The 22,127-nt window shown below is 73.2% G+C and carries 12 protein-coding genes; 8 read left to right on the forward strand and 4 right to left on the reverse strand.

Annotation, left to right across the window (positions count from 1 at the left end):
* Positions 1-153 precede the first annotated feature (153 nt).
* The 4 genes from ACFXPK_RS03210 to ACFXPK_RS03225 all read left to right on the forward strand — a co-directional run bounded on the left by ACFXPK_RS03210 (position 154) and on the right by ACFXPK_RS03225 (position 3,538).
* Complete coding sequence (locus ACFXPK_RS03210) at positions 154-714, forward strand: GNAT family N-acetyltransferase (protein ID WP_385071047.1); 561 nt, start codon at positions 154-156, stop codon at positions 712-714.
* An 89-nt stretch (positions 715-803) separates the two neighbouring features.
* Positions 804-1,478, forward strand: coding sequence for a uracil-DNA glycosylase (locus tag ACFXPK_RS03215; protein ID WP_385071050.1), 675 nt, complete (start codon positions 804-806; stop codon positions 1,476-1,478).
* 51 nt (positions 1,479-1,529) lie between these two features.
* Positions 1,530-2,522, forward strand: a complete 993-nt coding sequence (locus ACFXPK_RS03220; protein WP_385071053.1) for an N-acetylglucosamine kinase — start codon at positions 1,530-1,532, stop codon at positions 2,520-2,522.
* Between the two features lie 95 nt (positions 2,523-2,617).
* Positions 2,618-3,538, forward strand: a complete 921-nt coding sequence (locus ACFXPK_RS03225; protein ID WP_384996256.1) for a sirohydrochlorin chelatase — start codon at positions 2,618-2,620, stop codon at positions 3,536-3,538.
* A gap of 140 nt (positions 3,539-3,678) precedes the next feature.
* Here the strand turns inward: ACFXPK_RS03225 and ACFXPK_RS03230 are convergent, their stop codons facing one another.
* The 4 genes from ACFXPK_RS03230 to ACFXPK_RS03245 form a co-directional block, all read right to left on the reverse strand.
* A complete protein-coding gene (locus ACFXPK_RS03230; protein ID WP_385071056.1) occupies positions 3,679-4,764 on the reverse strand; it encodes a lactonase family protein in 1,086 nt (361 codons plus the stop codon).
* Positions 4,765-4,928: 164 nt separating this feature from the next.
* Positions 4,929-6,437 carry an FUSC family protein gene (locus ACFXPK_RS03235; protein WP_385071059.1) on the reverse strand — a complete coding sequence of 503 codons (1,509 nt, stop codon included), beginning with the start codon at positions 6,435-6,437 and terminating at the stop codon, positions 4,929-4,931.
* 191 nt (positions 6,438-6,628) lie between these two features.
* Positions 6,629-7,225, reverse strand: a complete 597-nt coding sequence (locus ACFXPK_RS03240) for a hypothetical protein (RefSeq protein ID WP_385071061.1) — start codon at positions 7,223-7,225, stop codon at positions 6,629-6,631.
* 83 nt (positions 7,226-7,308) lie between these two features.
* Positions 7,309-8,640, reverse strand: a complete 1,332-nt coding sequence (locus ACFXPK_RS03245; RefSeq protein ID WP_385071064.1) for a ricin-type beta-trefoil lectin domain protein — start codon at positions 8,638-8,640, stop codon at positions 7,309-7,311.
* A gap of 374 nt (positions 8,641-9,014) precedes the next feature.
* Here ACFXPK_RS03245 and ACFXPK_RS03250 point away from each other — a divergent pair, with 374 nt between their 5' ends.
* The 4 genes from ACFXPK_RS03250 to ACFXPK_RS03265 all read left to right on the forward strand — a co-directional run bounded on the left by ACFXPK_RS03250 (position 9,015) and on the right by ACFXPK_RS03265 (position 22,098).
* Positions 9,015-9,500: an Lrp/AsnC family transcriptional regulator gene (locus ACFXPK_RS03250; protein WP_384996245.1), complete on the forward strand. Its 486-nt coding sequence runs from the start codon at positions 9,015-9,017 to the stop codon at positions 9,498-9,500.
* 359 nt (positions 9,501-9,859) lie between these two features.
* Positions 9,860-10,780, forward strand: a complete 921-nt coding sequence (locus ACFXPK_RS03255) for a sterol desaturase family protein (RefSeq protein WP_385071068.1) — start codon at positions 9,860-9,862, stop codon at positions 10,778-10,780.
* A gap of 154 nt (positions 10,781-10,934) precedes the next feature.
* Positions 10,935-20,441 carry an amino acid adenylation domain-containing protein gene (locus ACFXPK_RS03260; RefSeq protein ID WP_385071071.1) on the forward strand — a complete coding sequence of 3,169 codons (9,507 nt, stop codon included), beginning with the start codon at positions 10,935-10,937 and terminating at the stop codon, positions 20,439-20,441.
* Positions 20,431-22,098, forward strand: a complete 1,668-nt coding sequence (locus ACFXPK_RS03265) for a phytoene desaturase family protein (RefSeq protein ID WP_385071073.1) — start codon at positions 20,431-20,433, stop codon at positions 22,096-22,098. The genes ACFXPK_RS03260 and ACFXPK_RS03265 overlap by 11 nt, the downstream gene beginning before the upstream one ends.
* The last annotated feature ends 29 nt before the right edge of the window (positions 22,099-22,127 follow it).

The raw sequence follows: 22,127 nt of genomic DNA on the forward strand, positions 1-22,127 counted from the left end.
GCGGGCGCGTGTGGGTGGGCGCCACCCCCCCCCCCCCCCACCCACACCCCCCGGGCGTTGTCCCGGGGGGGGGGGGCGCCCCGCCCCCCGCCCCCCCCCGGGGGGGCCCCCCCCCCGCCCGGCCCGGCCACCCGCGAACAGGGGGAACGCACCATGGGAGCGCCCGCTCCGCGGAGCGTCGTCCGGCCTGCCGTGCCCGCGGATCTCCGGGCGGTCGCCGGCATCTACGCCCACTACGTCCTCCACAGCGTGATCACGTTCGAGGAGGAGCCGCCGACGGCCGACGACTGGCTGCGCCGCTTCCGGGACATCGCCTCCCGGGAGAACCCGTTCCTGGTCGCCGAGGTCGCCGGTGAGGTGGCCGGCTACGCGTACGCGGGTCCCTGGCGCCCGCGGCCCGCCTACCGGAACACCGTGGAGGACACGGTCTACCTCTCCCCCGGCCACACCGGCAGGGGCCTGGGCGGCGCGCTGCTGGGGGCCCTCGTGGAGCGGTGCACGCGGGCCGGCCGGCGCCGGATGGTCGCGGTCATCGCGGACACCGGCCAGGACGCCTCGGCCGCCCTGCACCGGCGGTTCGGCTTCACGCACGCCGGGCGGCTGACCGAGGTCGGGTACAAGCACGGGCGGTGGGTGGACACCGTACTGATGGAACGGGACCTGACGGCGGACGGACGGCGGGCGCACACGGAGGATCCGGCTCCGGGCAGCTGACGGGCGGTCGGGACGCGCGGCCGGGCCGGGACGGTCACTTACCGGGTACGTGCGAACGCGCACCCCGTGCACCAGTAGAGTGACGCCCCGTGGCACGACCGTTGAACGAAATCGTAGAGCCCGGCTGGGCCGACGCACTGGCCCCCGCGGCCGGGCGCATCACCGAGATGGGCGACTTCCTGCGGGCCGAGATCAGTGCCGGGCGCACCTATCTGCCCGCGGGGCCCCATGTCCTGCGCGCCTTTCAGCAGCCCTTCGACGAGGTGAGGGTGCTGATCGTCGGGCAGGACCCCTATCCGACGCCGGGGCACGCGGTGGGGCTGAGCTTCTCGGTGGCGCCCGAGGTGCGCCCCGTACCGGGCAGCCTGGACAACATCTTCCGTGAGATGCACACGGATCTGGGCCATCCACGCCCCTCCAACGGCGATCTGACGCCCTGGACCCGGCAGGGGGTCCTGCTGCTCAACAGGGCGCTCACCACGGCGCCCCGCAAGCCCGCCGCGCACCGCGGCAAGGGCTGGGAAGAGGTGACCGAGCAGGCCATCCGCGCGCTGGTCGCCCGCGGCAAGCCGCTCGTGTCCATCCTGTGGGGGCGCGACGCCCGTAACCTCCGTCCGCTGCTCGGCGACTACCCGGCGATCGAGTCGGCCCATCCGTCCCCCATGTCGGCGGACCGCGGCTTCTTCGGCTCCCGGCCGTTCAGCCGCGCCAACGACCTGCTGACCGGCCAGGGGGCGCAGCCGGTCGACTGGCAACTGCCGTGAGCGGGACGGTGACCGCCGCACGCCGGGGCGTCCGATGAGCCGGGGGCCGGGGTGAGCTGGGTCCTGGGCGTCGACTCCGGCGGGTCGGGCGTGCGGTTCGCGCTCGGCGCCGTGGAGCCGGACGGGTCGGTCACGGCCGTCTCGTCCGCGCACTCCGCCGAGCCGGTGCGTACGGGAGCGGCGGGCATCGACCCCGAGCAGTTCCTCGCCCGGCTGCTGCCCGCCGCGCGGACGCTGCTGGCGGAGGCAGGTACGCGGGCGCGTCACGAGGGCCTGTCGGCGGTCGCGATCGGCGCGGCGGGGATGGCGACGCTCGGTGACGGGCTGCGCGCCGAGCTGCCCGCCTCACTGGAACGCTCCCTGGGGGTGCGGCGGCTGGCGCTCGCCGCCGACGCGGTCACGGCGTACGCGGGCGCGCTCGGCCAGCGCCCCGGCGCGGTCGTCGCCGCGGGTACGGGCCTGATCGCGCTCGGTACGGCCCCGGAGGGCTGGCGCCGGGCCGACGGCTGGGGCCATCTCCTCGGCGACTGCGGCTCGGGGGCCTGGATCGGCCGCGCCGGGCTGGAGGCCGCCCTGCGCGCCCACGACGGACGGCGCGGGGGCTCGGCCGCACTGCTGTCCGGCATGGAAACATTTTTCGGGCCCGCGAGCGGGCTTCCCGGGCTGCTCTACCCCCGCTCCGACCGGCCCGCGGTCCTCGCCTCGTTCGCTCCGGAGGTGGCCAGGGTCGCGTCCGGCGATCCGGTCGCGCGGTCGATCCTCGCGCAGGCGGCGGAGCACATCGCGGACGCCGCCACGGCCGTCTGCCCACCATCGGGTGAATGTGAAGTCGCCCTCACGGGTGGTCTGTTCAAGATCGGCGAACCGCTCCTCGCACCGGTGCGCGCCGAGTTGTCCGCCCGGCTCCCGCATGCCGCGGTGGTCACCGCGGCCACCGATCCGCTGGGTGGGGCGCTGTTCATCGCGGCGGCGCTCGCCACCGGATCGCTCCGGCTGCCGACCGAGCCGCGCCTGCTGAACGTCTCGACAGAACAGTACAGATGAGCTGAAAATTACCTAACGGATATATAAGGACAGATGGCGCGCAGCGGCCCCCTCCCCGAACAGCCGCGCCCACAAAACCAGTAGCATTCGACGCCATGAGCACCCCCACTGGGCCCGCATCCGGCCTGCCTGTACGAATGCCGCGACCCCGCCAGTCGGGGCGCCACCGCCGTCCCGAACCGGTCGCGGCCCCCGAAGGTGCGCCCGCGCTGGTTCTCGCCGTTCCCGGACCCCCGTCCGGCGCCGTCCGCGGGCTGGCCGAAGAGGTCGTCAGCATCGCCCGTTCCGAGCTGCCCGGCCTCGACGCCTACATCGGCTACCTGGACGGCGACGACACCGAGTACCCGACGCTCCAGGCCGTACTGGCCGGGACCGCCGCACTGCGCACGGAGCGTTACGAGCTGGCCAAGGCCGCCGGCCGTGAGGTCTCCGAGCCCGAAGGCCCCGCCGCCGTGGTCGTGCCGCTGCTGGCCGGCCCGGAGAGCACGCTGATCGAGCGGATGGGCGAGGCCGTCACGGAGAGCGGCGCCACCGCCGAGCTGACCGATGTCCTCGGTCCGCATCCGCTGCTGGCCGAGGGGCTGCACGTCCGTCTCTCGGAGGCCGGGCTGGCCCGCGCCGACCGCGCCAGGCTCTTCACGGTCGCCACGGCGGCCGACGGGATCATCCTGGCCACGGTGGGCGGCGAGGAGGCGGTCCAGACCGCGGGGATCACCGGAATGCTGCTGGCCGCGCGGCTCGCCGTGCCGGTGATGGCCGCCGCGCTCGACACGGAGGGCTCGGTCGTCGCGATCGCCGAGCAGCTTCGCGAGTCGGGTTCGACGCAGCTCGCGCTCGCGCCGTACCTGGTCGGTCCGGAGCTGCCCGCGGGGCTGCTCGACGCGGCCGTCAAGGAGGCCGACTGCGCCACGGCCGAGCCGCTCGGCGCGTACCCGGCCATCGGCAAGCTGGTGCTGTCGAAGTACGCCACCACGCTGGGCATCACCCCGCAGCCGCAGGGGACGCCCGCGCACTGACACGCGCCCGCGCACGGCCGGGGCTCCGCTCCCGCCCCCGTACGCGTGGACGTACGTGGGGAAAGGGCCCGCACCGGATCGCTCCGGGGCGGGCCCTTCCCGTACCGGCGGAGGGCGCCCGGGGCTCCGGGGAGAGGCGCTCAGCCGAAGACCACGCAGGAGGCGGCGGGGGCGCGCAGGGCGCCGGCCAGGGCCGGGACCCCGGTGGCCGGGTCGATGTCGAACCAGGTCACGTCGCCGGAGCGCTCGTTCGCCACGTACAGTCTGCGGCCCGTCGGATCCAGCGCGAGATCGCGCGGCCAGTGCCCGCCGCACGGCACGGTGGTGCGCAGTTCCGGCTTCTCGTACATCGGGTCGAGGGCGAGGACGGCGAGGGAGTCGTGGCCCCGGTTGGCGACCCAGAGGAACCGTCCGTCCCGCGCCACGACCACCCCGGAGGGGTAGCTTCCGTCCTCCGCGCCGGCGGGCAGCACGGCGGTCCCGCCGACCGGTTCGAGCACGCCGTTCGCCTGGTCCCAGCGGCAGACGGTGAGCACCGGTTCCAGCTCGCCCAGGACATAGACATGGCCGCCCGCCGGATGGAAGGCGAGGTGGCGGGGGCCGCTGCCGGGGGGCAGCGCGGTCTCGCCGTGCGGGACCAGTTCGCCGGTGGCGGCAGAGAGGGAGGAGATCCGTACGCTGTCGGTGCCCAGGTCGGTGCCGAGGATCCAGCGCCCGCCGGGCGCGGCCACCACCTGGTGGGCGTGCGGGCCGCGCTGCCGGTCGGGGTCGGGTCCTGAGCCCTGGTGCCGGAGCACCCCGGTGACCGGTCCCGGGCGTCCGTCGGCGGCGACGGGCAGGACGGAGACGCTGCCGGAACCGTAGTTGGCCGTGAGGAGATGCCCGTCGGCGAAGGCGAGATGGGTCGGCGCCGCGCCGCCCACCGGCACCGGGTCCGTGAGCAGGCTGGGCGCCGGGTGTCCCGCTGCCCCGGTGTCCGGGGTGCGGAAGGCGGCCACGGCGCCCTCGTCGGTCTCGGAGACCGCGTAGAGCACCGTGCCGTCCGGCGAGAGCGCGAGGTACGAGGGATCCGGCACGGAGTCCGTGGCGCCGCCCGCCGTGAGCGCCCCGGTCCGCGGGTCCACGGCGGCGGTGAGGACACCGAGGCCCCCCGCCGAGGTGAACGACCCGATGAAGGCCCGTCCGCCGCCGCTCCCGCCGTCGCGTCCGCCGTTGTCGCCACTCACCGTGTGCCCCCTCGTCCCGCCCCACGGGCCGGTCCTGCCGCTGTCCGGCCCCGTTCTGCCCCCGCCCGGCCGGGCGTTCACGCCGTCCGGTCCGCCGATCGCCCGGCCGACCGTAGCAGGAGGCCCGGGAGCGGTCGCGGTCCCGGTGCGCCCTTCCGTACGGGTCAGGCGGGTACGAGCGGGGCGCGCGGCGAGGTGCGCAGGGGCGCGGAGAGCCCGGTGAGCGCCTGCTCCAGGCCGTGCAGATGGGCCAGCGCGGCCTCGGCCCCCGGATGGTGGGGCGGGTGCGGGGCGGCGAGCGGGACGGCGGCCGGACGGGCGGACTCCGTCCCGGGGGCGACCAGTGCGTGTACGGCGGCCTCGATCCGCTCACAGGCGGCGGAGAGCCGGGCGTCGTGCGAGGCGGCCGGGTCGGCGGCCACCGCGGCGAACCCCCTCACCTCGCGTGCGCAGTCGTCGAGCAGGCCGAGCACCTGCCGGGCGCGGGCCTTGCGGGCCCGCAGCGGGCTGAGCGGATGGACCAGCGGGGCGAGCGACATCCGTACCCGGCCGAGCAGCAGCTCCAGTTCGGCTCCGTACGGCGCCGGGTCGGCCGCCGGGTCCCCGGCGAGCCGGCGCGCGGCCTCGGCCGTACAGGCGTGGACGCTGTGCAGCGCGCGCCGGATCCAGGCGTCGGTGGTGGCGTGGACGGTGACGGGCAGTACGAGGACGACGGCGAGCGCCGCGCCGAGGGCGCCCGCGCCGGTCTCCGCGAGGCGCAGCGCGAGCAGGGCGGGGTCGAGGACGCCGAGCAGTCCGTACAGCAGTCCGGCCATCACGGTCACCGCCAGGACCATCCAACTGTAGGAGACCTGGGCCGTGTAGAAGATGCCGAAGACGCAGACCGCGACGAGCGCGGCGGTGGGGGCGGGGGCGCCGTGCAGCGGGACGGCGACGAGCAGCCCGACGACGAGGCCGATCACCGTGCCGAGGACCCGGCGGAAGCCGCGGACCAGTGTCTCGCCGCGCGAGGCGGTGTTGACGAAGATCCACCAGACGGTGCCGACGGCCCAGTACCAGCGGTCGTCCGAGAGCGCCTGGCCGAGGACGAGGGCGAACGCGCAGGCGACGGTGGACTGGAGCGCCTGCCGGGTGGTGGGCCGCGCGAGCCCCGTGCCGGTGGGCGCGGGCGGGACGGGGGCGGGCGGGGTGCGCCGTTCGATGGGCCAGAGGACGAAGCGGACCGTGCCGGCCATGAGCAGGGCCAGCGCCGTGGCGGCGGCGAGTTCGGGCAGTTGGGCGGGGACGGCGTGCAGGAACTGCGTGCCGAAGAAGTTCATGAAGGCGAAGATGCCGAGCGCGTGACCGCGCGGCCCCCAGCGCCGGGCGTAGACCCCCGCGAGGACCACGGCGAGAAAGGCCGCGTCACGGGCGAGGGGCACCCCGTGCAGGACCGTGGCCAGCGCGAGGACCGGGAGGCCGACGACGGGCAGCAGCGCGGTCGTCAGGCGCTGGGCGCGGACGGTGGGGTCGAGGACGGTGAAGAGCGCGAGGAGCGCCGCCAGGCCGCCGAAGATGGACGCGGTCAGCGAGAGCCCGGCCACCTCGGACACCGCGACGGCGAGGGCGATGCCGAGGACGGCGCGCAGCGCGTTCCTGAGCCTGAGACGCCCCGGGTCCGGGGCCACGAACATCCTTTTCACAGGGGCACAGATAAGCATCCGGTGGAGCGGTGGCTCAACACATGCCCGGATCACTGTGCCATTGGCTCAGTGTAAACGCCTTTCTGTCGGCCGTTGGGGACCAACGGACCAGGGTGGTGCACAGGGGTGCCGGGATGGTGCGGCGCGGGAGGTGCACGGGGCGCCGGGGCGGGCCGTGGGCCTCAGCCCTGGGTGTCCAGTTGGTCGGCGAAGGCGCGCAGGGCGTCGGCCAGTTCCTTCTTGGTGGGCAGCCGGTCGACCTTCTTGTCGAGTTCGTCGATGCGCCGGGTGAGGTCTTCGAGATCCGCCGGGACACCGGGAGAACCGCTGGGACCGTCCGTGGGCTCGGGGTCGTGTGTGGGGTCGGGGGCGTCCGTGGGGTGGGGTGAGGGGTTTCCGCCCGACTCCTCCGGGCTGGGTTCGGCGCCTCCTGAGCCGCTCACGCCGCCGGCGTCCGTGGTGCCGCCGTCCGTGCCACCTCCGTCCGTGCCACCTCCGTCCGTTGCGCCCCCGTCCATGGCGCCCCCGTTCATGGCGCCCCCGTTCATGCCGCCGGTCAGCGAGTTGCCGTCCGTGGTGCCGCCGCCCGTGGTGCCGCCGCCCGCCTGGGGGGCGGCCGTCTCGTCGGCCGCCGGGGCCACCGTCGTACCGACGTTCACGGCGCGGTCCTCCGCCGACCCCGCCGCGATCGCCCCGCCGATTCCGAGACTCGCCGCGGCGACGGCGCCCACGATCGTGAGCAGCGTTCTTCGCATGCGTGTGCGCTCTGCATCTGCCATGCGCCGGACACTAGCGACGGATTTCGATGGAAGAGAGGCTTCCGCGCGTTTTCCGTCGAAAACAGGGGATGCCCCGTACGGGTTCACCCGTACCAGCGGACCTCCGGACGGTACGGAGCACAGCGCGCCAGATGGAGCCGGGGACGCAGGTTCACCATGTCGTCCTGGGTCAGACACCCCTCCTCGGAGCCGATGCGGCCCCCCGCGTCGCGCCACCAGCGCTGTCCCGGCGACCCGTCGCACACGGACAGGGCGGGGGTCGAGGAGTCCCCGTACGGCGCGGTGAGACAGCGTCCGCCCACCGCGATCCGGACGGCGCCGTCCCCGACCGTCCACGCCTGGTTCCGCGCGCCGTCGCACGCGCGCGTGGCGACCCCGGCGGGCCCCTTCGCGCCGCCTTCCGCGGTGAGGCAGAGTTCCACGGTGCGGGTGGAGTCGGTCGTGGCGATCGCCGACATGATCTCGCCGGGGCGGGGCGCCCGGTGCGTTCTGCGGTACTCCTTGCCGACCCAGTTCCGGTAGCCGCCGGCGTACGGGCGGAACGCGGGGCATTTCCGCGGTACGCATCCCTGGTGCCGGTAGTAGGTCTCGAACACCGCCGCCTTCGCCCTCTTCTGCCCCGGCGTCAGATTGGCGGGCAGGAGGGACATGCCGTATCCGAGGTACGGCGTCACCGGGGGCCGGTCCGCCGCGTCGAAGGCGGCCCTTCTGAAGTACCGTCCCGCCACCGCGTGGTCGCTGTGGTCGCTGTGGTCGACGGTCCGGGTGTCGTGGTGGCCGAAGGAGTGGTTGTCGTAGTCGAGGGTACGGACGCGCTGCGCCTTCTCCCGGTCGGCCAGCCCCGTCAGGGTGGTGAGCAGTTCGTCCTCGGTGTAGGCGGGCTCCGCGTCCACGGGACGGATCGTCCTGATCTCCCCGCGGAAGAGCCTGAGGAGGCTCTCGTGCCGGTTCGTGGTGGTGCCGCTGCCCCTGGGCAGCCCGTCGGGGAGGCGGAGGAAGGTCAGCCGGACGTCCGCTCCCGCGGCCAGGGTGTACGACAGGAGCCTGCGGTCGCCGAGGACGACATCGTCCCTCTTCCAGCGGTCCGCGGCGCCCGCCATCTCGGCGTACGCCGCCCGTACGCCGTCCTCCCGGCTTCTCACGTAGTAGCTCGTCCGGAAAGGATGACCGGCGTCCCCGGCGGTCAGATAGACCGTGCTGACGGAGCATCCGGAGCGCAGGGTCCGCCGGATCTCCGGGCTGACGAAGAGGAGGTCGTCGTCCTGGTGTGCCACTCCCACCAGGACGCGTTCGCAGGGCTCCGCCCGGGGCGTCCGGGGCGGTGCGGCCAGCCCGCCGAGGACGGCGCAGAGGGAGAGGACGGACAGGGCCCGGAGCGGGCGGCGCGGACTTCCCCGTCCACCGGTTCTCCTCATGTGCCGCTCCTCCGTCTTTCCGCGTACCGTCTCTGCCGGTCCTGCCGGTCCTGCCGGTCCTGCCCGTCCTGCCGGCCGCGCCGGCCGTTCGGGGCTCGCGCGCCGTTCCGGGCCGCGCGGGCTTCCGGGACCGTGCGGGCCGTTCCGCTCCGGCGCGATTTTTCATCACGCGGGATCCGGTGGCCGGGCGCGACGCGCAGGGCGGGTCCGCTTTCGGGTCCCGGCGGTCCCGGCAGGGCGGCGGTCCGCGCGGTCACGCCGGGCCGGCGGTAGGGCGGTACGGCGCTCGGCCCGGCCATCGGTACAGTCGTCGCAGAACGGCGCGGCGTACCCGGAGCGGAGCGGCGCACAGCACTGCGGAAGGCCGAAGGACCATGCCGGTGGACACCCTCGACACCCGCATTCTGCGTCTGCTCATCGAGCGGCCGCGCACCAGTGTGCGGGAGTACGCGCGGCTCCTCGGAGTCGCGCGTGGCACGGTGCAGGCCCGGCTCGACCGGCTGGAGCGGGACGGTGTGATCATGGGCACCGGTCCCCGCCTCTCCCCCGCCGCCCTCGGCCATCCGGTGCTGGCCTTCGTCCATATCGAGGTCACGCAGGGGCATCTGGACGAGGTCGGTGACGCGCTCGCCCAAGTCCCGGAAATCATCGAGGCGTTCTCGATCACGGGAGCGGGCGATCTGCTCACGCGCGTGGTCGCGCGGGACAACGGCCATCTCGAAGACGTCGTGCAGCGGCTGATCCAGTTGCCGGGCGTGGTCCGTACGCGGACGGAGATGGCGCTGCGCGAGCGGGTGGCGCACCGACTGCTGCCCCTGGTCGAGTCGGTGGGCCGCGCCGCGTCCGACACACCGCGCTGAGACGCGGCCCCGGAGCGGGTCGCGCCAGAAGTCTGGCGCCGCGGCCCCTACCCGGCACACCGCTCGGGTAACGTGCGTGCGGCCCCTCTTCCGGGTGACAGTGGTCTCCGCGAGCATCCACGGACGGGCCCCCTGGCCCGCCGTGAACGCGTTCATGCCAGGCAGAAACCCCCGACGGGGTTACGCCGGGGGCGCGCACCGAGGGCGTACCGGGCCGATGAGCCCCCGCACGCCGGTCAGACGATATTGCTGCCCGTAGTTGATCCAACGCATGCTGTTACGTGGCCCCTGGCCGGTGAAATGCCAGGGGAAAGTGCTGTCCTGTCCTTGCCCACGTCCCCATGAGCGAAGGGTGCGACATGTCTGGTTCAACGGTGAGCGGCGCGGGCCTGCCCGGGTCCGAGGCCACCTCGCGCAGCGCGGTGGGAGCGCTGCTCTCCCGTACCTGTCACCCCCTTCTGCTGGTCTCGGTCGGGGTGGTCTTCGTCATGACCACGCGGTACGGCTGGGACACCGGCCGGGTCACGTTCGCCTTCCAGCTCTCGCTGATCTGCTACCTCGCGGTGCTGGAGCGGGTCATCCCGTACGAGCGGGCCTGGCACCCCAGCCGCCGGGAGTGGCGCTGGTACGGCGTGTACTTCGTCCTCACGACGGTGGGCGGCACCCTGGCCCAGTCGATGGTGGTGGTCGCGGCCGGCGCGCTCGCGAGGAACGATCCCGTGCTCCCGCTCTGGGCGGAGATACCCCTCGCCGTGCTGCTCGGCTCACTGGCCGGGTACACGGTGCACCGGCTCGGGCACACCAACCGGTGGCTGTGGCGGCTGCACGGTGTGCACCACGTCCCCGACAAGGTGAATGTCGCCAACAACGGCGTCAATCACATCGCCGACGTCTTCGTCTCCCAGGCTTTCGTCCAAGTGTCCCTGGCGATCGTCGGGTTCTCCGCGACGACCGTCTTCGGCGCGGGCCTGTTCGTCGTCGCCCAGGGGTACTTCGTGCACGCCAACATCGCCGTCCGTCTCGGCCGGCTCAACCATGTCTTCGTGGGACCCGAACAGCACCGGCTGCACCACAGCACGGATCTGGCCGAGGCCGGGCACTACGGCTCCGACCTGTCCATCTGGGACCGGGCGTTCGGCAGCTTCACCTGGCGGCCGGGGCGCGAGCCGGCCGCGGTCGGCCTGGTGGACCCGCGCTCCTTCCCCGGGACCGGTGCGATCGTCGCCACCCTGGCGCACCCGGTGCGCCGGAGGGCGAGGACCGGCCGCGCCACCGACTGACCCTCCCCGCACCACGTCTCTCCCCGCACCACCCGCAATCCGCTTTCGCGTTCACGCGCACCGCGTCCGTCCCCCCGCCGGTCCCCCGGCGGAGGCGCGGAAGCCCGCGCCTGCCCTTCGCGCACGTTGCGTGTTGACGACCCAAGGAGCCGACATGGCTGAATCGCTCCGCACCACGCCTCCTGAGAAGATCGCGATCATCGGCATCGGCTGCCGCTTCCCCGGCGGCGCCAGTGACCACCGTGCCTACTGGCAGAACCTGCTCGACGGGAAGGACTGCATCAGACCGACGCCGCGGGACCGGTACGACGTGACCACGCTCGGCAGCCGGGACAAGGCCAAGCCGGGCCGTCTGGTGGGCGGCAGGGGCGGTTACATCGACGGCTTCGACGAGTTCGACCCCGCCTTCTTCGGCATCAGCCCCCGCGAGGCGGAGCACATGGACCCCCAGCAGCGGAAGCTGCTGGAGGTGTCCTGGGAAGCGCTGGAGGACGGCGGCCAGAAGCCGGCCGAGCTGGCGGGGAGCGATGTCGGTGTGTTCATCGGCGCGTTCACCCTGGACTACAAGATCGTCCAATTCGCCGATCTGCGCTTCGACACCCTGGCCGCGCACACCGCGACCGGCACGATGATGACGATGGTGTCGAACCGGATCTCGCACTGCTTCGACTTCCGCGGCCCCAGTCTCTCCATCGACACCGCGTGCAGCTCGTCCCTGGTCGCGGTGCACCTGGCCTGCGAGAGCCTGCGCCGCGGCGAGTCCACCCTCGCGCTGGCGGGCGGCACCCTGCTGCACCTCACACCCCAGTACACGATCGCGGAGACCAAGGGCGGGTTCCTCTCCCCCGAGGGCCGCTCCCGCACGTTCGACGCCGGGGCCGACGGCTACGTACGGGCCGAGGGGGTCGGTGTCATCGCGCTGAAGCGCCTGTCGGACGCCGTGCGCGACGGCGACCCCGTCCACGCGGTGATCACCGCCAGCGGGGTCAACCAGGACGGCCGTACCAACGGCATCACCGTGCCCAGCGCGGACGCCCAGGTCTCCCTGATCGAGCGGGTCTGCGCCGAGGCCGGGGTCGCGCCCGGCAGCCTCCAGTACGTGGAGGCCCACGGCACCTCCACTCCGGTCGGCGACCCCATCGAGGCCGCCGCGCTCGCCCGGGCGCTGGCCGTCGGCCGGGAGCCGGGCGCCGCCTGCTACGTCGGTTCGGTCAAGACCAACATCGGCCACTCGGAGTCGGCCGCCGGGATCGCCGGGCTCATCAAGACCGCCCTCAGCCTTGAGCACCGGACGATCGCGCCCCACATCAACCTGGAGCGGATCAACCCCGCCATCGATCTCGCGGCCGCCCCGTTCACCATCCCGACGCAGGTCACCCGGTGGCCCGCGCACGAGGGTCCGGCGCGCGCCGGCGTCAACTCCTTCGGGTTCGGCGGCACGAACGCGCATGTCCTGCTGGAGGAGGCGCCGCCCGCAGCCCCCGTGGCGGCGCGGCCCGCCGCGGACCGCCCGCGCCACACCGTCCTCCCGCTCTCCGCGCGTGACGCCTCCGCGCTGCCGGTCCTGGCCGAGGAGATCCACCGGGAGCTGACCGCCACCGCCACGGGCGGCGCGCCCCTGACCTCCCTCACCGACCTCGGGCACACCCTCGCGCACCGCCGCCAGCACCACGACGCCCGGCTCTCCGTCGTCTACACCTCGCGCGAGGAGCTGACCGAGGCGCTCTCCGCGCAGATCCGGGGCGAGGCCCACCCCCGGGTGGTCACCGGCCACCGGCGCGATCCCCATCAGCGGCGACTGGCCTGGGTGTTCACCGGGATGGGGCCCCAGTGGTGGGGCATGGGACGGGAGTTGTTCGCCGCCCACCCCGTCTACCGCGAGGCCGTCGAGCGCTGCGACCGCGAGATCGCCGCGCTCACCGGCTGGTCCCTCGTCGAGGAGATGAACGCGGACGAGGGCAGCTCCCGGATGGCCGAGACCTGGCTCGCCCAGCCCGCCAACTTCGCCGTGCAGATCGGCCTCGCCGCCCTGTGGCGCGCCCACGGGGTACGGCCCGACGCCATCGTCGGCCACAGCACGGGCGAGGCCGCCGCGTTCTACGAGGCGGGGGTCTACAGCCTGCGCGACGCGGTACGGATCATCGTGCACCGCAGCCGCCTCCAGCAGCGGCTGGTGGGCACGGGGACGATGCTCGCCGTGGGGCTCGCGGAGGAAGAGGCGGAGCGCCGAATCCTGCCGTACGAGGGCCGGGTGTCCGTCGCCGCCGTCAACAGCCCCACCGCCCTCACTCTGGCCGGGGACGAGTCGTCCCTGACCGCGCTCGCCGAGGAGCTGCGCGCGGACCAGGTCTTCGCCCGCTTCCTCTCCGTCCGGGTGCCGTACCACAGCGCGCTCATGGAGCAGATCAAGGACGAACTCCTCGACAGCCTCGACGGGATCGAACCGCGCCCGGCCCAGGTACCGCTCCATCTGACGGGGCGGGAGGGCCGGGCGCACGGGACGGAACTCGACGCGGGCTACTGGTGGAGCAACGTCCGCGACAGCGTCCGCTTCCGGCCCGCGATCGAGCGGCTCGCCGACGAGGGCCACCGCGTCTTCCTGGAGATCGGGCCGCACCCCGTGCTCGCCCATTCGATCAAGGAGTGCCTGGAGGCCAGGCCGGTAGAAGCGGGCGCGGAGGTGGTGACGCTCCCGTCGATCCGCCGGGAGGAGGACGAACCGGCCCGGTTCACCACCTCGCTCGCCGCGCTGCACAACCTGGGCACCGAGATCGCCTGGGACGTGCTCCAGCCCGAGGGCAGGACCGTACCGCTGCCGCGTTATCCGTGGAAGCGCGACCGGTACTGGACCGAGCCGCACTCCGTGGCGCAGGTCAGGCTCGGGCGGACGGACCATCCGCTGCTCGGCCGGCGGCTCGCCACCACGGAGCCGGTGTGGGAGGCGGAACTCGATGTGGAGCGCGCCCCCTATCTGGCCGACCACCGGATCCAGGGCCGGGCCCTGTTCCCGGCCGCCGGCTATCTCGAAATGGCCGCCCAGGCGGTACGGGCGCTGACGGGCGGTACGGAGGCCGCGTTCGGCTCCGTCGAGTTCCGCAAGGCCCTCTTCCTCCCGGACGACGCGTCCCGCACCGTACAGCTCGCGTACACACCGGAGAGCGCCGTCTTCACCGTCGCGACCGGCTCGGGCCCCGGGGAGGAGCGTGCCGTCCACGCGAGCGGCGTCGTCCGGACCGGTCACCGCGCCACCCCGCCCGCGCCGCTCGACCTCGACGGGGTCAGGGCCCGGGGCGAGCGCCGGCTCGACGGACCGGCCTGCTACGCGTCGCTGAGCGGTCTCGGCTACCACTACGGGCCCGCGTTCCAGGGCATCGAGGAGGTGTGGACCGGCCCCGGTGAGGCGCTGGCGCGGATCCGGCCGCCCGAGGCGATCGGTGACGACGCCGCGGGCCACCACCTCCACCCCGTCCTGCTGGACTCCTGCTTCCAGGCCCTGCTGACGGCGGGGCTCGGGGACGGTACGGACGGCGGCGCGGCCGACGACGGCGCCGACGGCTCGACGGGCATCCTCCTGCCGCTCTCCATCGACGAGGTGCACACCGGCCCGGTCGGCGACCGGCCGCTGTGGGTGCACGCCACCGTCAGGAGCCGTCCTGCCGGTGAACTCGTCGGTGACATCACGCTCTACGGGGACGACGGCCTGCCGCTCGGCCATATCGGCGGGTTCCGGGCCGCCGATGTCGAGAAGGCGTCGACCAGCGTGGCGCTCACCACCATCGACAACTGGCTCGCCGAACCCACCTGGACCGAGAGCCCCCTGGACACCGGACCGCTCGACACCGCGACCCCGGGCCGCTGGCTGCTCTTCGCGGACGCGCCCGGCGGGGTGGCCGACGCGCTGGCGGAACTCGTCACCGCGCGCGGTGGCCACTGCCATCTCGTACGGCCGGGCGGGGCGTACGCCACCCGGCCCGACGCGGGCACCTCGACGGTGGTGCCCGGCCGTACCGACGATCTGCGCCGGCTTCTCGCCGATCTGGCCGAGGACGCGGCGCCACGGCGGGCCGCCGGCGCGGAACACGCCACGGGCCCGGACACGATCGTCCATTTATGGAATCTCGACCTGCCCGCCCTGGACGACACCGGACGGGACCGTCTGGAGGAGCACAGCACCCTCGGGGCGTACTCGCTGGTGGCCCTCGCGCAGGCGCTCCAGGAGGACGGGGGCCAACTCGCCTCCCCCGCCGCCCTGCACCTCGTCACCCGGGGTACCCAGCCCGTGGACGCCGGCCGGCCCGTCGAGCCGCTGGGGGCGCCCGCCTGGGGCATCGGCCGGGTGCTGCGCCATCAGGAGCTGACGGCGCACCGGGGCACGCTGATCGACCTGGCCCCGGACGGCCCCGACACGGACGACGCCCCGCACGCGGACCGCCGGGCGCGGGAGGCGCGGGCCGTGCTGGACGAGGTCCTGCACACCGCCGCGCACCAGGGCGCCTACGACGACGAGATCGCCCTGCGCGGCGAGCGCCGCCTCGTCTGCCGGCTCACCCGCCCCCAGGATCTGACGCGTCCCCTCGCGCCCCGGCTGCGCCCGGACGGCGCCTATCTCGTCACCGGCGCGTTCGGCGCGCTGGGGCAGCTCCTGTGCCGCTTCCTCGTCCGGCGCGGCGCCCGCCATCTCATCCTGGTCGGGCGGACACCGCTGCCCGGCCGCGCCACCTGGCGGGCGCTGGACCCCGCCTCGGCGGCGGGCCGGGGCGCGCGCTTCGTCAAGGAGCTGGAGGCGCTGGGCGCGCATCCCGTCCACGCCTGCCTGGACACCACCGACGAGCGGGCGCTGACCGCGTGGCTGGCCGAGTACAGGGCCCAGGACGCGCCGCCCGTACGCGGGGTGTTCCATCTGGCGGGGCATGTCAGGGACACCCTGGTGCCCGCCATGGACAGGACCGCCTTCGACTCCGTCCTCGCCCCCAAGGCCGCCGGTGCCTGGCTGCTCCACCGCCATCTGCGCGACGAGCCGCTGGACCACTTCGTCCTCTTCGCCTCCATCGCCTCGCTGCTCACCACGGCGGGGCAGGTCAACTACGCGGCGGGCAACGCCTTCCTGGACGCGCTGGCCCATCACCGCCGCTCCCGGGGGCTGCCCGCGCTCTCCGTCGACTGGGGCCCGTGGGCGACCGGGATGATCGAGGAGCTGGGCCTGGTCCGTCACTACCGCACCAGCCGGGGCATGAGTTCGCTCTCCCCCGACGCGGGCATGGCCGTTCTGGAGCGGGTGCTCGGCCAGGACCGGGCGCAGTTGCTGGTGGCGACGGTGGTCGACTGGAAGGTCTTCCTCGCCTGGTACGCGTCGCCGCCCCCGCTCGTCACGGAGCTGGCCGCGGACGCGTCGGGCGACGGGGACGCCGCCGAACACAGCAGCTTCCTCGACCTGTTCCGTACAGCGGACGAGGAGCGGCGGTCCGCACTGGTCGCCGAGCGCTTCTCGGCGGTGGCCTCGACGGTGCTGCGGGTGCCCACCGACCGTATCGACGGGACGAGCAGCCTCGCCGCCCTCGGTCTCGACTCGCTCCTGGCCATGGAACTGCGCGCCCGGGTCCACGCCGAGACCGGTGTGGCCCTGCCTCTGGTGGCGCTGCTCAGCGGCGCCCCCGCCGGCGAACTGAGCGAGCAGTTGCACCTGGCCGCGGCCGTCCTGGTCGCGGAGGCGGCGGACGGGACGGGCACGGCGGCCGCGGTGGAGATCCACGAGGACGAGTCCCGCCACCCGCTGACGCAGAACCAGAAGGCCCTCTGGTTCCTCAAGCAGCTCAACCCCGACGGTTTCGCGTACAACATCGGCGGGGCCGTCGAGATCAGGACCAGGATCGAGCCGGAGCGGATGTTCACGGCGTTCCGGTCCCTGGTGGAGCGGCATCCGATGCTGCGGGCCAACTTCACCATGGAGGACGGGCAGCCCGTCCAGCGCGTGTCGACGGGGAACGACCCGGACGTGGCCTTCTTCGATGTGCAGGGCCGCGCCTGGGACGACATCCACGACATGATCGTCCGCGAGTACCGCCGTCCGTACGACCTGGAGTGCGACCCGCTGGTGCGGTTCCGGCTGTTCAAGCGGGGGCCGGACCGCTGGGTCGTGATGAAGGCCGTGCACCACATCATCTCCGACGCGATCTCCACGTTCACCTTCATCGAGGAACTGCTCGCCCTGTACGAGGGGCTGGGCCGGGGCGGCGCCGTGGAGCTGCCGCCCGTGCGCGCCCGGTACCTCGACTTCCTCAACTGGCAGAACCGGTTCCTGGCCTCGCCCGAGGCGCGGCGCATGCTGGACCACTGGCGGGCCGCGCTGCCCGCCGAGGTGCCCGCGCTGGACCTGCCCACGGACCGGCCGCGGCCGGCGGTGCAGACCCACAACGGCGCCTCCGAGTTCTTCGTCCTCGACACCGATCTCAGCGCCCGGGTCCACGCCCTGGCGCGCGAGCACGACGTCACGGTGTACATGGTGCTGCTGAGCGCCTACTACGTCCTGCTGCACCGCTACTCGGGCCAGGACCACATCATCGTGGGTTCGCCGGTGACCGGCCGTACGGAGGAGGAGTTCGGCTCCGTCTACGGCTACTTCGTCAATCCGCTGCCGCTGTACGCGGATCTGTCGGGCAGCCCGTCGGTCGCCGCGCTGCTCGCGCAGGTCCGTCAGGTCGTCCTCGGCGGTCTCGACAACCAGGAGTACCCGTTCGTCCTGCTCGTCGAGGAGCTGGGGCTCCAGCACGACCCGAGCCGCTCGGCGGTCTTCCAGGCGATGTTCATCCTGCTGGCCCACAAGGTGGCCGCCGAGCAGTACGGGTACCGCCTCGAATACATCGAACTGCCCGAGGAGGAGGGTCAGTTCGACCTGACGTTGTCGGCGTACGAGGACGAGGCGGAGCAGCGTTTCCACTGCGTCCTGAAGTACAACACCGACATCTTCCTGGCGGAGACCGTGGAGCGGATGGCCGCCCACTACGTCCATGTCCTGGACGCGCTCACCAGCGTTCCCGCCGAGGAGCCGGTGGCCCGCCTCGATCTGCTGGGGGCCCGGGAGCGGTCCCGTATCCTCAACGCGCCGGCCGCGCGGGGCCGGGCGCTCCCGCACGACCTGCCCGTGCACCGGCTGGTCGCCGAGGCGGCGGCGCGGACACCGGAGGCCGTGGCGGTCACCGTACCGTCCGAGTCGGGCGGGACCCGGCACCTCACCTACGGGGCGCTGGAGCACGGGGCCAGGCTGCTGGCGGGCCGGCTGCGTGCGCGGGGCATCGGGCGCGGGGACGTCGTCGCGGTCTGCCTCGACAAGTCGCCCGAGCTGATCGTCGCCCTGCTCGCCGTCCTCAAGGCGGGCGCCGCCTATCTGCCGCTCGACCCGGGCCACCCCACAGACCGGCTGGCCCTGATGACCGGGAACGCGGATGCGGCGCTCCTGATCACCGCCCCCGGGGAGCGGGACCGGTTCGGGGCGCTGGGCATCCCTCTGGTCACCGAGGTCCCCGGGGCGACGGCCGGGCCGGCGGACGCCGCCGCGCCGGAGACGAACGAGGCACCCGTCGACCTGGACGCGCCCGCCTATGTCATCCACACCTCGGGGTCGACGGGCCGTCCCAAGGCGGTACGCGTCAGCCACCGGGCGCTCGCGGCCGTCCGCGCCGCGTGGCACGAGGAGTACGGTCTCGGCGCGGCGCCGGGCGTCCATCTCCAGATGGCGGGCGTCTCGTTCGACGTGTTCACCGGGGATCTCGTCCGGGCCCTGTGCTCGGGTGGCCGGCTGGTCCTCATCGGCCGTGATCTGCTGCTCAACACCGCCCGGCTGTACGGGACGATGACCGGGGAGGGCGTCGACTGCGCCGAGTTCGTGCCCGCGGTGGCCCGTGCCCTCATGGAGCACTGCGCCCACGGGGGTCACCGGCTGGACTTCATGCGGCTGATGATCGTCGGCTCCGACGCCTGGAAGGTCGAGGAGTACGAGCGGTTGCGCGCCCTGTGCGGCCCGCGGACCCGGGTCATCAACTCGTACGGTCTGACGGAGGCGGCCGTCGACAGCGCGTACTTCGAGGGGCCGACGGACGGGCTCACCCCCAACCAGCTCGTTCCGATCGGCAAGCCCCTGCCCAACTGCTCCCTGCACATCCTCGACGAGAACCGCGATCTCGTACCGCCCGGGGTCACCGGTGAACTCTGGGTCGGCGGCGCGGGGCTCGCCCTCGGCTACGCGGGCGACCCCGGGCAGACCGCCGAGCGCTTCGTGGAGCTGACGCTGGGCCGCGGCCCGGGGGCCGCCCCCGAGCGGCTCTACCGCACCGGCGATCTGGCGCGGCGGGACGCCCGGGGCCTGATCCATCTCCTCGGCCGCGCCGACGCGCAGCTCAAGGTACGGGGCCACCGGATCGAGCCGGGCGAGATCGAGTCCCTGCTGATGTCCCTGCCCGGTCTGAGCCAGGCGGTCGTCACGGTCCGCGCCGACGCGGTCGGCGAGTCCGTGCTGTGCGCGTACTACGTCCCGGAGCCGGGGGCCGAGCCGGGCACGGGCGAGCTGCGCCGCCATCTCGCCACCCGCCTGCCCACCTATCTGATCCCGGCCCGCTTCACCGCGGTGGACGCCCTGCCGCTCACCGCGAACGGGAAGGTCGACGTCGCCGCGCTGCCCGAGCCGCCCGCCGAGTCCGGGGAGGAGATCCACGAACCGCCGGTCACCCTCTACGAGCAGCGGATGGCCGCGCACTGGCAGTCCCTGCTCTCGTTGGAACAGCCGGGTCTGCGCAGCGACTTCTTCGCGTCGGGCGGCAGCTCCATCAAGCTGATCGAGCTGATCCACCGGCTCCAGGCCGAGTTCAACATCACCGTGCCGGTCAGTCTGCTCTTCAAGGTGACGACGCTGCACGGCATGGCGCGTACGGTCGAGTCGATCATCACCGGTGAGATCTCCGGCGGCAGCCCGTATCTGACCTTCAACACCGGCCGGGGCCCGACCCTGTTCTGCTTCCCGCCGGCGGGCGGGCACGGGCTCGTCTACCGGAAGTTCGCCGAGCACCTGCCCCACCACGAACTCGTCGCGTTCAACCATGTCGACGGCGACGACAAGGTGATCCGCTACGCGGACCTCATCGAATCGCTCCGCCCGGACGGTCCCTGCCCCGTCTTCGGCTACTCCCTCGGCGGCAATCTCGCCTTCGAGGTCGCCAAGGAACTGGAAGGGCGCGGGCGCGCCGTCCCCCATGTGGTGATCATGGACTCGTACCGGATCATGGAGGCCCACGCGCTCGCCGACGAGCACATCCAGGCGTTCGAGAACGAGCTGCGCGGCCATCTCCACCGCCACACCGGCTCCACGACCGTCGCCGACGCGACCCTCGCCCAGGCCAGGGAGTACCTGGACTTCTGCGGCCGCACCCCCAACACCGGCACGGTCTCCGGGACCGTCAGTGTGATCTCCGACGAGCGGAAGGCGGCCTTCTACGCGGCGGGGCAGCGCGGCACCTGGCACGGCAGCTCGACCAGCCGCACGGAGCTGCTGCGCGGCCATGGCACACACGCCGAGATGCTCGACGAGAAGTATCTGGCGCGGAACGCCGAACTCACCCTCGCCGTCATGACCGGAGTCACCGACCTCGCCGGAGATGAGTCCCATGTCGCGTGAGAACCGTCCTGTCTGGGAGCCGCGCGAGCGGGCGCCGGGCGACCGCCCCCGCGTCATCGTCATCGGCGCCGGCATCGGGGGCCTGTCCACGGGCTGCTACGCCGAGATGAGCGGCGCCGAGACCCGGATCTTCGAGCGACACGTCCTGCCGGGCGGGTGCTGCACGGCGTGGTCCCGGCAGGGGTACGTCTTCGACTACTGCATCGAATGGCTCACCGGCACCGGCAGGAACAACGACGCCAACCGGATCTGGCGGGAGCTGGGCGCCCTCGACGGCAAGACCATCGCGAACTTCGAGATGTTCAACACCGTCGTGGACGAGGACGGCCGGGCGGTGACGTTCTACAACGACCCGGACCGGCTGGAGGCGCACCTCCTGGAGATCTCGCCCGCGGACGCCCGGCCCATCCGCGCCTTCTGCCGCGATCTGCGGCGCTTCATCGCCGTCAACCACTATCCGTTCCTCACCCCGCCCCCGCTCCAGTCGGTCCGGGAGAAGCTCGCCACGCTGCGGATCGTCCTGCCGGACTTCCTGCTGTTCTGGCGTACCGCGGCGACGCGGATGGAGCGGTTCACGGAGCGGTTCCAGGATCCGCTGCTGCGCCGGGCGTTCCCGTTCATCTTCTTCCAGGACCACGAGGTCTTCCCGCTCCTGCCGTACCTGTTCAACATGGCCAGCGCCCACCACAGCAACGCCGGCTTCCCGCAGGGCGGCTCGCTGGGACTGGCCCGCTCGGTCGAGGAGCGGTACACCTCGCTGGGCGGGCGGGTCGACTACCGGGCGCGGGTGGAGCGCGTCCTGATCGAGAACGACCGGGCGATCGGGGTGGAGCTGCGCGGCGGGGAGCGCCACTACGCCGACCATGTGGTGGCCGCCTGCGACGGCTACACCACGATGAACAAGCTGCTGGGCGGCGCGTACTCCAGCCCGAAGGTCGACACCCTCTTCGGCGAGATGATGGACCGCCCGGAGATGCTCTACCCGGGGGTCGTCTCCGCCTTCGTCGGTGTCAAGGGCGAGTTCGACGGCCGGGAGCGGCACAGTACGACCTATCTGCTGTCCGGGGAGGACTGCGCGGCCCTGCCGAGCGTCAGCCAGAAGAGCCTGGTCGTCCAGTTCAGGTCGCAGTACTCGGAAGGCTTCGCACCGGCCGGCAAGTCGGTGATCCACTGCACGTACTTCAGCGACTACGGGTACTGGAAGCAGTTGCGGCGCACGGACCGCAAGGGGTACTGGGCGCGCAAACAGGAGGTGGCGGACTTCGTCCGGGCCTTCCTGGAGCGCCATCACCCGGGCATCGGACCGGCCATCGAGGTCATCGACGTGGCCTCGCCCGTGACCACCGAGCGGTACACCGGTGTGCAGGGCGGCTCCATCCTCGCCTGGAAGTCGTTCACCGACGCCGACGACGTGATCACGGCGTTCGTCAACAAGGACCGGATGCGGCTGCCGGGGCTGAGCGGCTTCTCGCTCGCCGGGCAGTGGTTCGGCGGCGGCAGTCTGATCAAGGCCGCGTCGAGCGGACGGTTCGTCACGCAGTACATCTGCCAGGAGCTGGGGCTCACGTTCCGGGCTTGGGAGAGCGGCGGGACGGAGCCCTGGCACCCGGGAAAGCTGGGCAAGCTGCCGCAGCTCGAACATCGGGGGGTGCGGTGAGCGCCACAGCGGCCCACCGGCGGGACCCC

Origin of the sequence: Streptomyces sp. NPDC059142 (assembly GCF_042755665.1) — a bacterium.
Taxonomy (GTDB): domain Bacteria; phylum Actinomycetota; class Actinomycetes; order Streptomycetales; family Streptomycetaceae; genus Streptomyces.

Coding starts and splice junctions, on each gene's coding strand:
- ACFXPK_RS03250 (WP_384996245.1), top strand. CDS start 9,015: ATGCCGGTGGACACCCTCGACACCCGCATTCTGCGTCTGCTCATCGAG.
- ACFXPK_RS03235 (WP_385071059.1), bottom strand. CDS start 6,437: ATGTTCGTGGCCCCGGACCCGGGGCGTCTCAGGCTCAGGAACGCGCTG.
- ACFXPK_RS03260 (WP_385071071.1), top strand. CDS start 10,935: ATGGCTGAATCGCTCCGCACCACGCCTCCTGAGAAGATCGCGATCATC.
- ACFXPK_RS03225 (WP_384996256.1), top strand. CDS start 2,618: ATGAGCACCCCCACTGGGCCCGCATCCGGCCTGCCTGTACGAATGCCG.
- ACFXPK_RS03265 (WP_385071073.1), top strand. CDS start 20,431: ATGTCGCGTGAGAACCGTCCTGTCTGGGAGCCGCGCGAGCGGGCGCCG.
- ACFXPK_RS03245 (WP_385071064.1), bottom strand. CDS start 8,640: ATGAGGAGAACCGGTGGACGGGGAAGTCCGCGCCGCCCGCTCCGGGCC.
- ACFXPK_RS03210 (WP_385071047.1), top strand. CDS start 154: ATGGGAGCGCCCGCTCCGCGGAGCGTCGTCCGGCCTGCCGTGCCCGCG.
- ACFXPK_RS03255 (WP_385071068.1), top strand. CDS start 9,860: ATGTCTGGTTCAACGGTGAGCGGCGCGGGCCTGCCCGGGTCCGAGGCC.
- ACFXPK_RS03240 (WP_385071061.1), bottom strand. CDS start 7,225: ATGGCAGATGCAGAGCGCACACGCATGCGAAGAACGCTGCTCACGATC.